Annotated in this window: 13 protein-coding genes; 9 read left to right on the top strand and 4 right to left on the bottom strand. The window is 66.5% G+C overall.

Going from position 1 to position 14705, the window contains the following annotated elements; genetic code table 11:
- Positions 1-36: 36 nt before the first annotated feature.
- Complete coding sequence (locus ACXHGZ_RS09975) at positions 37-1569, bottom strand: FAD-dependent oxidoreductase (protein ID WP_480463648.1); 1533 nt, start codon at positions 1567-1569, stop codon at positions 37-39.
- Between the two features lie 84 nt (positions 1570-1653).
- Positions 1654-2982, bottom strand: coding sequence for an MFS transporter (locus ACXHGZ_RS09980; protein WP_480463650.1), 1329 nt, complete (start codon positions 2980-2982; stop codon positions 1654-1656).
- Between the two features lie 157 nt (positions 2983-3139).
- On the opposite strand from ACXHGZ_RS09980, the gene ACXHGZ_RS09985 reads away from it, so the two are divergent.
- From ACXHGZ_RS09985 to ACXHGZ_RS10000, 4 genes are all read left to right on the top strand, one after another.
- Positions 3140-4237 (top strand): sugar diacid recognition domain-containing protein, encoded by a 1098-nt coding sequence (locus ACXHGZ_RS09985; protein WP_084857898.1) that lies wholly within the window; start codon positions 3140-3142, stop codon positions 4235-4237.
- A gap of 211 nt (positions 4238-4448) precedes the next feature.
- Positions 4449-5585, top strand: coding sequence for a glycerate kinase (locus tag ACXHGZ_RS09990; RefSeq protein ID WP_480463651.1), 1137 nt, complete (start codon positions 4449-4451; stop codon positions 5583-5585).
- 159 nt (positions 5586-5744) lie between these two features.
- Entirely contained in the window at positions 5745-6620 is an 876-nt protein-coding gene (gene hchA / locus ACXHGZ_RS09995; RefSeq protein WP_480463652.1) for a glyoxalase III HchA, read from the top strand.
- Complete coding sequence (locus ACXHGZ_RS10000; protein ID WP_480463654.1) at positions 6617-7345, top strand: PA1136 family autoinducer-binding transcriptional regulator; 729 nt, start codon at positions 6617-6619, stop codon at positions 7343-7345. Before hchA ends, ACXHGZ_RS10000 begins: the two co-directional genes overlap by 4 nt.
- Positions 7346-7347: 2 nt before the next feature.
- Here ACXHGZ_RS10000 and ACXHGZ_RS10005 read toward each other — a convergent pair whose 3' ends face one another.
- Positions 7348-8334: an NAD(P)H-quinone oxidoreductase gene (locus ACXHGZ_RS10005; protein ID WP_480464027.1), complete on the bottom strand. Its 987-nt coding sequence runs from the start codon at positions 8332-8334 to the stop codon at positions 7348-7350.
- A gap of 133 nt (positions 8335-8467) precedes the next feature.
- Between ACXHGZ_RS10005 and ACXHGZ_RS10010 the strand changes: the two genes are divergently transcribed.
- Positions 8468-9334, top strand: coding sequence for a LysR family transcriptional regulator (locus ACXHGZ_RS10010; RefSeq protein WP_480463655.1), 867 nt, complete (start codon positions 8468-8470; stop codon positions 9332-9334).
- A 3-nt stretch (positions 9335-9337) separates the two neighbouring features.
- On the opposite strand, the gene ACXHGZ_RS10015 is transcribed toward ACXHGZ_RS10010, so the two are convergent.
- A complete protein-coding gene (locus ACXHGZ_RS10015; RefSeq protein WP_480463657.1) occupies positions 9338-10084 on the bottom strand; it encodes an enoyl-CoA hydratase in 747 nt (248 codons plus the stop codon).
- Between the two features lie 128 nt (positions 10085-10212).
- Between ACXHGZ_RS10015 and ACXHGZ_RS10020 the strand changes: the two genes are divergently transcribed.
- The 4 genes from ACXHGZ_RS10020 to ACXHGZ_RS10035 all read left to right on the top strand — a co-directional run bounded on the left by ACXHGZ_RS10020 (position 10213) and on the right by ACXHGZ_RS10035 (position 14680).
- Entirely contained in the window at positions 10213-10857 is a 645-nt protein-coding gene (locus tag ACXHGZ_RS10020) for a TetR family transcriptional regulator C-terminal domain-containing protein (protein WP_084857893.1), read from the top strand.
- Positions 10858-10932: 75 nt separating this feature from the next.
- Positions 10933-11649: a response regulator gene (locus ACXHGZ_RS10025; protein WP_084857892.1), complete on the top strand. Its 717-nt coding sequence runs from the start codon at positions 10933-10935 to the stop codon at positions 11647-11649.
- A gap of 5 nt (positions 11650-11654) precedes the next feature.
- Positions 11655-12428 carry a substrate-binding periplasmic protein gene (locus ACXHGZ_RS10030; RefSeq protein WP_143515224.1) on the top strand — a complete coding sequence of 258 codons (774 nt, stop codon included), beginning with the start codon at positions 11655-11657 and terminating at the stop codon, positions 12426-12428.
- Positions 12425-14680: an ATP-binding protein gene (locus ACXHGZ_RS10035; protein ID WP_480463659.1), complete on the top strand. Its 2256-nt coding sequence runs from the start codon at positions 12425-12427 to the stop codon at positions 14678-14680. Before ACXHGZ_RS10030 ends, ACXHGZ_RS10035 begins: the two co-directional genes overlap by 4 nt.
- The last annotated feature ends 25 nt before the right edge of the window (positions 14681-14705 follow it).

Consider the following 14705-nt stretch of genomic DNA (forward strand, 5'->3'; position numbering starts at 1 on the left):
AATGTTGGGCGCTCGTGCGTAGGGCAAATCGGATTCTCAATCCGGCCAGGCATCGATCAATTCCCGCGCCTCGCGGCTGGTCAGGGGGCGCTTCATCCGCTGCGATAGGGCGGCCATGGCCCTGGAGTAACCTTTGGCGATCACCGCTTCGACCTGGTCGTCGACACACTGCAGGGCGATGAAGTTGCCTTGTTCCGGTTCGCCGACGTACTCGATGCGGTTCCAGTGGCGCCCGTGGCCGAGCACTTCCAGGGTACGCCCATGCTGGTAGGTCCAGAAGAACGGTACGTCATCGTAGCGGCGCTGCTCGCCGAGCATGTTGGCGGCGGCGATGACGCCATGCTGCTGGGCCAGGCGCCAATGCTCGATGCGCGTCGGGCGGCCGGTCAGCGGGAAGGTGGCGATGTCCCCGGCGGCCCACAGGCCTTCGGCAGCCTGCATCTGGGCGTTCACGGCCAGCGAATGGTCATCGGCCAGGTCCAGACCATGCACGAAGGCAGTCGCCGGCTTGACCCCGACGCCCAGCAGGACCAATGGAGTTTCCAGGCGCTCGCCGTTGGCCAGCAGCACTGCCTGGACCCTGTCCGTGCCTTCGAAGCGCAGCACCTCGGTGGGGCCATGGAACACCACGCCCTTGCGTTCGTGCAGCTCGCGTAGGCTGCGGCCGATGCGCTCGCCCAACTGCTTGGCCAGGGGGATGTCATGGCGGGCTACCACATGCACGTTCAAGCCCTGCTTGCGCAACGCCGAGGCGGCCTCCAGGCCGATGAATCCATCGCCGACGATGACCACCGATTGCCCCGGTTCGGCCGCGTCGAGCAGGTGGGCGGCGTCGTCCCGGGAGCGCAGCAGGCAGATGCCCGGCAATTGTGCCCCTGGGATGTCGAGGCGCCTGGGTTTGCCGCCGGTGGCCAGCAGGGCGGCGTCGTAGTCAAGGCGCTTGCCATCGGCCAGTACTACCTGGCGTTTGTCGACATCGAGGAGGCGCACCTTGCCGTGCACGCGTTCCAGGTGGCCGCGGCGCAGGGCGTCGGGCGCCAGCAGGGCGGGGACCTCGTCGGGCGGCATCTGCCCGGCGATGACGAATTTGCTCAGGGCGGTACGGTCGTAGGATGGCCGACGTTCCTGGTCCACCCACACCAGGCGACCACCGAAACCGTGGTCCAACAACGTGGCCACGGCCGCAGTGCCTGCCGCGCCAGCGCCGATCACCACGAAACAGCGGGCGTCGCTGTGACGGGGCGGGTCGCCTACGGGCAGGGCCTGGTCATCGACCCAGATCTGCTCGTCTTTGATCTGCACCGGGTAACGGCGCAGGTCCGCCAGGGCCGGGGGCTCGCATACCGCGCCTTCGTCCACGGCGAAGGCGGCTTTGTGCCAAGGACAGACCAGCAGGCCGCCGCACAAGGCGCCTTCTTCGAGTGGCGCGCCGGCATGGGGGCAGTTGCCCTGATAGGCGTGGACCTGGTCGCCTTGACGAATGAGGATGATGTCTTCGTTGCCGGCCTGGGCTCGTAGGGGCTTGTGTTCGTCGAGCTGGTCGAGGCGGGCCACGCTGTGCTGGGTCATGGGGCGTCTCCAAGGAACCGTTCAGGTCCATTTGACGCCCTTGTCGCACGAGGGATGCAGGCAACCGACGATCGGAGGGACCAGTCAGTCGGCGCGCACGGCTTTCAGTGCGCCGGCACGGGTCACCCGCAGCGCTACCAGGCTGCCGAACACGATCAACGCCGCCAGCGAATACAGCGCGGCATCGGTCGAGCCGGTCTGGTCTTTGATGAATCCGACCAGGTAAGGGCTCAGGAAGCCCGCCATCTGGCCGACCGAGTTGATGATCGCCAGGCCCGCCACGGCGGCACTGGCGCTGAGCAGGGCAGTCGGCATCGGCCAGAACATCGGCAGGCCGGTGAGTGCGCCCATGGTGGCGATGGACAGGCCGAGCAGGGCGATGGTCGGGTTCTGGGCGAAGTTCACCGCGATCAGCAGGCCGATGGCGCCCATCAGCATCGGCACCACCAGGTGCCAGCGGCGTTCGTTGCGCAGGTCTGCCGAGCGGCCGACGATGATCATGAACACCCCGGCCAGCAGGTATGGGATGGCGCTCAGCCAACCGATCAGCAGCGGGCTGTCGAAGCCCAGGTTCTTGATGATCGACGGCAGCCAGAAGTTGATCGCGTACACACCGCTCTGGATGCAGAAGTAGACGAAGCCGAAGGTCCAGATCAGTGGGTTACCCAGCACGGCGAGCACGCCATCACCGCGAGCGGCTGGCTTGGAGGCAGCGTCGGCCTTGAGGTCGGCCTCGATCAGTTGGCGTTCGGCTGGGCTCAGCCAGGCCGCTTTCTGGTAGCCGTCGCTGAGCAGCATGATCGCCAGGATCCCCAAGGCTACGGTGGGCAGGCCCTGGATCAGGAACATCCACTGCCAGCCGGCCAGGCCATGCTGGCCGGCGGCGAAGTGGTCGAGGATCCAGCCGGAGAATGGCCCCCCGAGCAGGCCCGAGACCGGGATCGCCGACATGAACAGCGCCATGATGCGACCACGACGGTCGGCCGGGAACCAGCGCGAAAGGTATAGCACCACACCCGGGAAGAAGCCCGCCTCGGCGGCGCCGGTGAGCAGGCGCAGGGCGTAGAACTCGGTGGGGGTGGTGACGAACAGCAGGCAAGTCGAAAGGCTACCCCAGGCGATCATCATCACCGCGATCCAGCGCCGCGGGCCGAAGCGGTTGAGCGCCAGGTTGCTGGGCAGGCCGCACAGCACGTAGCCGATGAAGAAGATCCCGGCACCGAGGCCATAGACGGTTTCGCTGAACTGCAGCGCATCGAGCATCTGCAGTTTGGCGAAGCCGACGTTGACGCGGTCCAGGTAGTTGAATAGGTAGCAGATGAAAATGAACGGAATCAGCCGCAGGGTGATGCGCCGGTAGAGCGCATCGCGGGTGATGTCTTTGCCTTGGTCAGGGGCGGGGCTGTATGCCATGATCGGGTTCTCTTTTGTTATGGTTGTCGCCGCGTCGCCTGTTCCGGCGCTCGCCCTGACGAGTCTCGGTGAGCGCAGCGCGGCTGTCTTTGTGCTTTTGCACAGCCTCCGGCACGGCCTGCTGTGCCGGCGACCAAAGCCTACCAAGGATCCCTGCATGTTCGAACTGGACCACGACCTGGCACAGGACATCGTCGACCGGGCGATGGCCATCCTTCCGTGCAACGTCAATGTCATGGACAGCCAAGGCCTGATCCTCGGCAGTGGCGAGCCGGAGCGGATCAACACCCGCCACGAGGGCGCGCAACTGGTACTGGCCAACGGCCGGATCGTCGAGCTGGACGTGGACGCGGCCAAGTGCCTGAAGGGTGTGCAACCGGGGGTGAACCTGCCCTTGATGCTCGATGGCCGGTTGATCGGGGTGCTGGGCCTGACGGGTGACCCACAGCAGTTGCGCACCTATGGCGAACTGGTGCGCATGACCGCCGAGATGCTCCTGGCCCAGCGCCACCTGCAAGTGGAGCAGCAATGGCGGCGCCAGCGCTGCGATGACCTGCTGGCCTTGCTGCTGGGCAGCAGCGGCGACTCGCCACGTTTGCTCGACGAGGCCCAACAGCTGGGGCTCAAACCCCAATTGGCACGGGTGCCTTGCCTGTTCGAACTCGAGTCTGGGCCGCCGGCGGAAACCTTGGCCGGCTGGTTGATGAGCCGCTTCCCGGACAGCTGGTGCGTCAGCCCCGCACGGCATTCGCTGCTCTGGTGCCGCCCGGCGAGCGTGGCCTTGGACGAGCAGCGCCTGGTGGAGCGCCTGGCACGCCATGGCTGGAAGGTCGAACGCCTGGCCCTGGGTAACGTGGCCCACAGCCTGGAGCAGTTGCGCCGCGGCTATCGGCGGATTCGCGACTTGCTGGCCTATGGCCGCGAAGTGCTGCCAGGCGAGCGCCTGCTCAGCCTTGGCCGTTACCGGTTGCCGGCCTTGCTCTGGCGCCACCGCAACGATGACGCCCTGGACGAACTGCTCGAGCCGTTGCAGCGCATCCGCGCCAAGGACACCAGCGGGCAATTGCTGGCGACCCTGCGCGCCTGGTGCGCCCACGACGGGCAGAGCCAGGCCTGTGCGGACGCGCTGGGCATTCACCGCAACAGCCTGCGCTACCGCCTGGAGCGCATTGCCGAAGTCGGCGAGGTGGACCCATTACGGCTGGAGGGCATGCTGAGCTTGTATCTGGGGTTGCAGTTGCTGCCGGCGGAATAGGCCTGGCTGTGTAGCGCTTGCTCCGGTCCTATCGCCGGCAAGCCGGCTCCCACAACGGTACCGCTCACCGACCCTGTGGGAGCCGTGCCCTTGGGAAGTCTGGCGCGAAGGCATTCGCCCAAACACCACCGCCACGCTTTTGTGCATTCGCCAGAGGCCACCTTGCGCTACACCTGTCAGCATGCGGGCTATCTGGATCAGGAGAATCCCCATGAAAATCGTCATCGCCCCCGATTCGTTCAAGGACAGCCTCGACGCTGCCGGTGTCGCCCGTGCCATCGGCACCGGCCTGGCCGAAGCCTGGCCGGACGCGGAGCTTGTCGAATGCCCCATGGCTGACGGTGGCGAAGGCACCATGGAGGCGATCCTCGCCGCCAGCCAGGGCGAACTGCGCCGCCAGAGGGTGCGTGGCCCGCTGGGTGCGCCGGTCGAAGCCGGTTGGGGATGGCTGGCATCCAGCCGCACGGCGATCATCGAAATGGCCCAGGCCAGCGGCCTGCAACTGGTGCCCACCGGCCAGCGCGACGCCTGCCGCAGCAGCACCTGGGGCACCGGCGAGCTGATCGCCGCCGCCCTGGCCGCCGGTGCCACGCGTATCGTCCTGGCCATCGGCGGCAGCGCCACCAACGACGGCGGCAGCGGTATGCTGCGTGCGTTGGGCTTGCGCTTGCTGGATGCAAACGGCCAACCGCTGGCAGAAGGCGGGCAGGCCTTGGCCGGCTTGGCGCACATCGATGCCAGTGACCTGGACCCACGTTTGGCTGAAGTCCAGGTGGAAGTGGCTGCCGATGTCGACAACCCCCTGTGTGGCCCCCATGGCGCTTCGGCGATCTTTGGCCCGCAAAAAGGTGCAAGCCCAGAGCAGGTGCAGGCGCTGGACCAGGCCCTGGGCCATTTCGCCGACCATTGCGCGCAACTGCTGGGCGAAGATGTACGCGATTTCCCAGGCTGCGGTGCGGCGGGAGGTATGGGTTTTGCCGCCAAGGCGTTCATGGGCGCTCGCTTCCGCCCTGGCGTCGAGGTGGTCGCGGACCTTGCCGGCCTCGACACGCTGGTGCAAGGCGCCGACCTGGTGATCACCGGGGAAGGGCGCTTCGACGCCCAGACCCTGCGCGGCAAGACGCCCATGGGCGTTGCGCGCGTCGCCAAGCGTCATGGCGTACCCGTGGTGGTGCTGGCCGGTACCCTCGGCGAGGGCTACCAGCAACTTTACGCCCACGGTATCGATGCCGCGTTTGCCCTGGCCAGCGGGCCGATGACCCTGGAGCGAGCCTGTGCCGAGGCCGGGGTACTGCTCAAGGCGCGGGCGACCGACATCGCCAGGCTTTGGCAGGTGGCGCGCCGCTGAGGCGCGGGGCATCATCACCCAGTGCAACAGCACCAGCAGCTTGTCGCGGGGCTAGACTGCCTGGTTGGCGTCAACCGAATTGGGGGAAAACCCTCATTGTCGCCGGCCAACCAGGCACCTAGCATGGACTTCGCCAATCCAACCCAGCTGGAGAACACCATGACGAGCCCCCAGGACGACAAGCGCCCCACACCTGACCCAGCCGAAGATAACGCTTTCTTCCCTTCCCCTTATTCGCTCAGCCAGTTCACCGCGCCCAAGTCCGACCTCAGTGGCGCCGACTACCCCAAACCCTACACCGGCGGTCGCTGGAAGGTGCTGATGATCGGTGCCGACGAGCGCTATCTGCTGACCGACAACGGCACCATGTTCTCTACCGGCAACCATCCCGTGGAAACCCTGCTGCCGATGTATCACCTGGACAAGGCCGGTTTCACCTTCGACGTGGCGACCTTATCGGGCAACCCGGTGAAGTTCGAATTCTGGGCGATGCCTTCGCAGGACGTTGAGGTCAAGGGCCTGTATGCCCGCTACCGGGATGCGTTCAAGCAGCCGCTCAAGCTTGCCGATGTGATCGAGCGGGCATTGGGCCCGGATTCGGACTATATCGGTGTGTTCATCCCCGGCGGTCATGGTGCGTTGATCGGCCTGCCCGAAAGCCGGGACGTCAAGCGGGTGTTGCAATGGGCGGCCGCGCAGGACAAGTTTGTGATCTCCCTGTGCCACGGGCCTGCTGCGCTACTGGCTGCGGGGCTCGATGAAAGCCGTGAAAGCTGCATCTACAACGGTTACCGTATTTGCGCATTCCCCGATGACCTGGATGCCAAGACCCCTGACATCGGCTACATGCCCGGCCACCTGACCTGGAAGTTCGGCGAGCGGCTCAAGGCCCTGGGCGTGGAAATCGTCAACCAGGACATCTCGGGTGCAACCCTGCGCGACCGCAAGCTGCTCACCGGTGACAGCCCATTGGCCGGCAACGCACTCGGCAAGCTGGCGGCGGCTGCGCTGCTCGAGGAGGTCGGCGCAGGATGAGCCGCCTTTGCGTTGAGGGTATGTTCGCCACCGCCTTGGCGATCGAGGGCGCCACGGCGCTCACGGTCGTCCAGGACGCCGTGCGTAGCTACGCCGGCCCACTGGGGTACGACCGCTTCGTGCTGTTCTCCGCTACAGCAGCGCGAGACGAGGTGGTCGAGCGCATCCATTGGGTGGAGGGCAACTGGTTCGGCGACCAGTCGCCGGTGGATGCCGAAACCTATGTGCGCCATTGCCCGGTGACCCGCCATATCCTGCACGCACGTGCACCGTTCTACTGGAGCAAGGTGTCGGTGGACGGCAACGAACGCTATCGGGTGGTGCGCGCGCCCAGTGGCCCTGGCGTCCATGGCCTGCAGGTTCCGGTGTTCGGCCCGGCAGGGCTGGAGGGGGCGATGAGCCTGGGCGGTGAGCGGATCGCCGCGTCTGCGCGTGAGCGGCTGGCCTTGACCATGCTGGCGACCGCGGCGTTCTGGGCAGCCCGTCGTTTGCTGGAGGCGCCGGTCGACAGCGATGTCCGCCAGCTCTCCGAGCGTGAGCGGGAGGTGCTGGCCTGGACAGCTGCCGGGCGACGCCAGGCCGACATCGCCGCGACCCTTGGCCTGTCGCCGCGCACGGTGGAGAACCACCTGCGCTCGGCACGCCGTCGGCTTGGCGTCGATACGACCGCACAAGCGGTCAGGGTCGCCTTGCGCAACGGCGAGCTGGCGGACATGGGCGATTGAACTCAAGCGTCGACGGTGAGCACCACCTTGCCCATGTGCTGACCACTTTCCATCAAAGCATGGGCCTTGGCTGCCTCGGTGAGGTCGAAGGTACGGAAGATCAGGGGTTTGACTGCGCCGCTGCGAACATGAGGCCAGACCTGTTCTTGCAACTGGGCGATGATCTGCGCCTTGTCGTCGGCGCTGCGCGAGCGCAGGGTCGAGCCGACAAGGGTCAGGCGCTTGGTCAGCAACGGGAACAGATCCAGCTGCGGCGCGGGGCCCTTGAGTACGCCGATCTGCACGATCCGGCCGTTCAAGGCGGCGGCCTGGAGGTTACGTGCCACGTAATCGCCGGCGATGATGTCGACGATCACATCCACGCCTTGGCCGTCGGTATGGTGCAGCACTTCACGGGCAAAATCCTGGCGGTTGTAGTCGATCGCCACATCGGCGCCCAGGGCCCGGCTGGCCGCCTGCTGTTCAGGGTTGGCCACGGTGGTGAAGATCCGCGAGGCGCCGAGGGTCTTGGCCAGCATGGTCGCAGTGGTACCGATGCCGGAGACGCCACCATGGATCAGCACCGATTCGCCGGCCTTGAAGGCGCCACGCTGGAACAGGTTGACCCAGACGGTCATGAAGGTTTCCGGCAGGGCGGCGGCCTCCACCATTGTCAGGCCTTCGGGCTGGTGCAGGGTGGTGCGCTCATCGGCGACTGCGTACTCGGCGTAGCCCCCGCCGGTCACCAAGGCGATCACCGGGTCGCCAATGGCAAAATGCCGTACCTCGTGGCCCAAAGCGACGACCTCGCCGGCGATTTCCAGGCCGGGAATGTCCGAAGCACCGGCGGGCGGGTCGTACAGGCCCTTGCGTTGAAGCAGGTCCGGGCCGTTGACGCCGGCTGCCCGTACCTTGATCAGCACCTCCCGTGCGCCAGGCGTGGGCACGGTCCGGCGAGTGGGCTTGAGGACATCGGGGGCGCCTGGTTGGCTGATTTCGATGGCCATCATGTCGAAGCGTTTGTTCATGGGTTCCAGCCTTTTCGTGTAGGAGACTACGTGAAAGGGTACGGAACTGCGTTGTTGAGGGCGCGCGGCGATTTTGCGGCGCCTTGTTGCAGATGTGCTGCGAGGAAAAACATCGATGAATTGGGATGACGCCAGGATCCTGCTGGCCCTGGGCCGCGAACTGACATTGCGCCGTGCCGCACGGGTGTTGCGGATCGACCAGGCCACCGTGGGGCGGCGTATTGCTGCGCTGGAGGCGGACCTGGGCTCGACCCTGTTCCTGCGAACCCCGGGGGGTTACCAGTTGACCAGCATCGGCGAAGAAGCATTCGCGCTTGCACAAAAGGTCGAAAGTGCCGCACTGGAGCTGACCCGACGTATCGGCGGGGTCGACAGTGAAGGCGCGGGCGAGGTACGGATCTCTACCACCGACTCGCTGGCCTGCGACTTCGTGTTGCCGGCGCTGCGCGCGCTTCACCTGGAGCACCCGGACATCCGCGTGGTGCTGCATGGCGCCTCGGAGCTGGTCAACCTGTCGCAACGGGAGACCGATATCGCCATCCGCAACCTGCGTCCGGACAACCCGGACCTGATCCTGCGCAAACTCGCCAGTTGGCCGATGGGGCTGTATGCCAGCGCCGAGTACCTGCAGCAGCATGACGAGCCGGTGCCGGGCAGCGGTTTCGCCGGGCACGATCTGGTGATGTACGAGCCGTATTGGCGCGACCGGCCGGTACCCACATTGGTCGATGAAGCGATCGACCAGGGGCGGGTAGTGGCGGCTGTGAATTCGAGCCTGATGGTGCGCCGTGCCATTGCCGAAGGGCTGGGTATCGGCGAGATTCCCATCGACATGGGCGAGCGTGACGGCCTGGTACGCCTATGGCCGGCACGCCAGCGCAAGGATCTCTACGAGGTGTGGATGGTCACCCACAAGGACCTTCGCCACACGGCCCGGATACGCCTGATCATCGAGCAATTGGCCCGGGCCTTCGCGCGCTGAGGCTCAGTCCTTGATCAGCGCCCGCAACGCAGCCTTCGCCTCGGCACTCTGCAAGCGCTCGACGAACAACTGGCTTTCACGCTCCACCGTGGCTTCCAGCTGCGCACGGTAACCGTCCTTGAGCAGCCGCTTGCTGATGCGCAGGGCCTCCTGGGGCATGGCCTGCAGCTTGCGCGCCAGCTGCCGGGCGGCGGCCAGGCACTGCTCGCCATCCTCATGCAGCTCATTGGCCAGGCCCCAGGCCACTGCCTGTTCACCCGTGAGCAGTTCGTTGGCCAGCAGCAACCGCGCGGCCCGGGCGTGGCCAAGCAGCCGGGGCAGCAGCAGGCTCGAACCGAACTCCGGGCACACCCCCAACGGGGCGAAAGGCATGCGCAGCTTGGCCGAGCGGCTTACCAGCACCTGGTCGCAGTGCAGCAGCAGGGTGGTGCCGATGCCGATGGCCGGGCCATTGACGGCGGCGATCAGCGGCTTGGCCAAGCCCATGACCACCCGCATCAGGCGGAACACCGGGCTGTCGCGGTCGCGGGGCGGGTTGTCGAGGAAATCGCGCAGATCGTTGCCGGCGCTGAAGGCCTGCGCGCCGCCGGTGATGAGGATGACCTCGACCAGCGGGTCTTCATCGGCTGCGCGCAGCAGGTCGCCCAGTTGGCGATACATGGCGACGTTCAGGGCGTTGAGCTTGTCGGGGCGGTTGAGGGTCAGGGTCAGCAGGCCCTGGTCCAGCGCGTAGGTGATCAGGTCGTTCATGGCAGCCGCTTTTGTTGTTGTGGTCGGGGCCCGGGGCATGGACGCCGGGCCGGTGGCAGGGAGGGTTTATCACGGTGCTCGGCTTGTTGTACAGTCGTTCAGCCAGACTAGTCCCGATGAGAACCACGATGAGCCAGGAAGCCCGCTACAACCGCATGCTGCCGGAACTGCGCAAGGCCAACCTGGTCGAGGCGACCCTTGCCTGCCTGAAACGGCACGGCTTCCAGGGCGCCTCGATCCGCAAGATCTCGGCCGAGGCCGGGGTGTCGGTGGGGCTGATCAGCCACCACTATTCGGGTAAGGACGAACTGGTCGCCGACGCCTACATGGCCGTGACCGGGCGGGTCATGGGCCTGCTGCGCGAAGCCATGGCCCAGGCAGCGCCCAATGCCCGCGAGCGGTTGTCGGCGTTCTTTCGCGCCTCGTTCTGTGCTGAGCTGCTCGACCCGCAACTGCTCGATGCCTGGCTGGCGTTCTGGGGGGCGGTGAAAACGGCTGACGCCATCAACCAGGTGCACGACCATTCCTACGGCGAGTACCGCAACGAACTGAGCCGCCTGCTGGGCGCGCTGGCCAGCGAGGAAGGCTGGCAGGGCTTCGACGCGGACCTTGCCGCCATCAGCCTGAGCGCCTTGCTCGACGGCTTGTGGCTCGAATCCGGGCTCAACCCCGGAACCTTCTCGCCGGAGCAGGGGGTGTTGATCTGCGAAGCCTGGGTAGACGGCCTGCAGGCAGGGGGGCGGCGGCGCTTCAGTGTGACCGAGGGCTGTTGATCGCCTGTTCAGTAACGGGTACGCTGCCGTCGCGGGTTCGAAAAACAACACCAATAAGAAAAGAGACAACACGCAATGACGCCTCGGGTACTGGTCGTCGATGACGATCCGCTTATTCGCGACTTGCTGCATGCCTACCTGTCCCAGGAAGGCTACGACGTCCATAGCGCCGCCACCGCCGAGCAGGCCGATGCCTTCCTCACCAGCCAGGATGTCGACCTGGTGCTGTTGGACATCCGCCTGCCGGGCAAGGACGGCCTGACCCTGACCCGTGAACTGCGGGTGCGTTCGGAGGTCGGGATCATCCTCATCACCGGCCGCAACGACGACATCGACCGCATCGTCGGCCTGGAATGCGGCGCCGACGACTACGTGATCAAGCCGCTCAACCCCCGTGAGCTGGTATCGCGCGCCAAGAACCTGATCCGCCGCGTGCGCCATGCTCGTGTCGCCCAGCCCGCACCGCCATGCACCCAATCTCTCAAGCAGTTCGCCGACTGGTCGCTCGATACCGACCGGCGCCGGCTGATCGACCCCGACGGCGGCGAAACCCTGCTCACCCATGGCGAATTCCAGCTGCTCAGCGTGTTCCTGCGCAACAGTGGCCATACCCTGACCCGCGACCAGTTGATGGACCAGATCCGCAACCGCGAATGGGTGCCCAACGATCGCTCCATCGACGTGCTGGTCGGCCGCCTGCGGCGCAAGCTGCACGACGACCCGGCCGAGCCGCACCTGATCATCACCATCCACGGCACCGGCTACCTGTTCACCGCCAGCGTGGCGGCCTGAACCCCATGGCCCGCCTGCTGGTGCTGGCCCTGGTGCTGCTGAGCCTGCAGGCCGGGGCCGGGGAGCGCATCCGTTATTGCGATTACCCGGTCTACCCGCCGATTTCCTGGAGCGACGGGCGCCAGGTACGTGGCCTGGCGCCGACCGTGGTACGTGAGCTGCTCGGGCGCCTGGGCTACGAGATGCAGATCGTGGTGCTGGGCAACTGGAAGCGCTGCCTGATGGACGCTGCTGCCGGGCGGGTCGACGTGGTGCTGGCCTACAACACCGACCAGCGTGACCAGAGCATGCGCTTTTCCACGGTGCCGGTGCTGCGCGAGGAAGTGGCAGTGTTCTATAACCGGCGTCGGCCGGTGCATTTCGAGCGCATCGAAGACCTGGCCGGCTATCGCGGCGGGCTGCTGTTCGGCGAGAGCTATGGTGCCGAGTTCGACCGTTTCGTGGCACGGCACCAGAACATCGAATGGGTGTCCTCCAGCCAGCAGAACTTCGGCAAGCTGATCCGAGGGCGCATCGATTTCGTCATCCAGGAGCGGCGCACCGGCGAGCTGTTCATCGAGCACCTGCCCGGTGCCGAGGACATCCAGGCCCTGCCCAAGGCCCTGAGCGTGGACTACTTGCGTGTCGCGGTGTCGCGCCACTCACCCCTGAGCCAGAAGATGGACGCCATCGACGCGCAACTGCAGCGCATGACCGACAGCGGCGAAATCGACGGCTGGCTGGGGCAGAGCGAGGTGACCTACCGCGACATGATCGACCTGCCGGCGAACGCACGATGATCCGCCTGCACACCGATGGCCTGCTGCGCCGCCTGCTGCTGTTCATCTTCCTGTTCAGCCTGTGCTTCACCGTGCTGGCAAGCTCCGTGCAGCTGTATTTCGAGTACCGCCGGGAAATGCGCGACATCGAGGCGCGCATGGACCTGATCCGCGCCGGCTACCTGGCCAGCCTGGAGCGCAGCCTGTGGGACCTGGACGAGGCGCAGCTGGACGTGCAGCTGCGCGGCCTGGTGGACTTTTCCGATGTGGCCCGGGTGCGCCTGCAGAGCGACGACTTCCGGTTGCTGCGCGGCGAGGCCGAGCCCAAGGGGCCGCTGCGCATCGAGCGCTTCCCGTTGGACTACCAGCCGCCTTCGGGGCCGTTGCGCCACCTGGGCGAGCTGGAAGTCAGCATCGACCTGGGAGCGGTGCACCGGCGCCTGTTCGCCACCGGGCTCACCAGCCTGTTATGGATGGGCGTGTTCCTGTGCGGCTTGGCGGTGGCGCTGTCGGGATTGTTCTACCGCCTGGTGACGCGCCACCTGCAGGTGATGGCCGAGTTTGCCCGGCGTATCGGCGCCGGGCAGTGGCAGGAGCCTCTGCGCCTGGGCCGGCGTCGCTCGGCGCGCCCTGACGAGATCGACACCGTGGCCCATGCCCTGGATGACATGCGCCGGGCGATTCTCAGCGACATCGAGCGCCGCGAGCTGGACCGGCTGGCCTTGCAGGACAAACGCGACGAGCTGCAGGCCATGGTCGAGCGGCGTACCGAGAGCCTGGCGCGGGCCAAGGACGAGGCCGAGGCGGCGAACCTGGCCAAGTCACGTTTTCTGGCCACCATGAGCCATGAGCTGCGCACGCCCCTGAACGGCATCCTCGGCATGGCTGAACTACTGCGCGGCGGGCACCTGGACGACCTCGACCGGCAACGCCTGGACGCGTTGTACAAGGCCGGGGAAGGGTTGCTCACGATCCTCAACGAAGTGCTGTATTTCGCACGCTTGGAGGAGGGTGAGAGCCGCCCGGACCGGGTCGACTTCTCCCTGCGTCAGCTGTGCGAGGAGGTCATGACCCTGCTCGAGCCCCGGGCCGTGGGTAACGGTAACCGCCTGCATTGCCAGGTCGACCCGCAACTGGCCCCCTTCCAGTACGGTGCCGAGCAGTACCTGCGCCAGGTGCTGAGCAACCTGCTGGCCAACGCCATCAAGTTCACCGAGCACGGGCAGGTCAGCGTCCAGGTCCAGGTGCTGGGCAACCAGGGCGCGGGCCAGTGGGTGAGGGTAGAGGTCAGTGATGACGGCATTGGCATCGCCCCGGCCATGCAATCCAGGATCTTCGAACGCTTCACCCAGGCCAGCGACGCCGTGGCCCGGCGCTATGGCGGCACGGGCCTGGGGCTGGCGATCTGCAAGCACCTGGTGGAAAAGCTGGGCGGTCGCATCGGCCTGGACAGCGCCGAGGGGCAGGGCAGTTGCTTCTGGTTCGAGCTGGAGCTTGCCCGCGGCCGGCAGCCACGGGCCCAGGCGCCCATTCGCCAGGCTTCCCAGGCGCTGGATATCCTGGTGGTCGAGGACGTGCCGCTCAACCGCGACGTGGCCGGCGGCCTGCTCACCCGCGATGGCCACCAGGTGAGCTTTGCCGAAGACGCAGGGCAAGCCCTGGCGATGTGCGCGCGCCACCGCTTCGACCTGATCCTGCTGGATGTGCACCTGCCGGGCATGAGCGGCGTGGAGTTGTGCCGGCAATTGCGCGCCACGGCGGGGCCCAATCGCGATACCCGGATCCTGGCCTTGACCGCCGGTGTTCAGCCTGCACAGGTACCTGGCTACCTGGAAGCGGGCATGCAGGGCGTGCTGGCCAAGCCGCTGCGCCTGGACAGCCTGCGCCAGGCCCTGGCCGAGGCGGCGCCGACGATGCCGGCGAAGGCGCCGGAGCAAAGCCTGGACTGGGCATTGCTGCAGACCCACCGCACGCTGCTCGGCGAGCAGAAGGTGCAGGGCTTGCTGGTGGGCCTGCGCCAGGCCATCGAGCAGCACCAGGCGCCCCTGGCCCAGGCCCTGCAGGCCAGGGACTGCACCGAGGTCGCGCACCTGGCCCATCGCCTGGCGGGCAGTAGCGACTCCCTGGGCTTTCGTGGCCTGGCGGCGGTGCTGCGGCGCATGGAGGATGCCGCCTCGGCCGATGACCTGGCGGCACTCGAAGGCCTCGGCGATCCCTTGGCCGAGCAGCTTGCCGCAGCGCATGACACCCTGGAACGCCTGATCCAGGGCTGACGTACAAAAAAGTTACGACTTTTTA

The organism is Pseudomonas shiyinii (assembly GCF_056725765.1).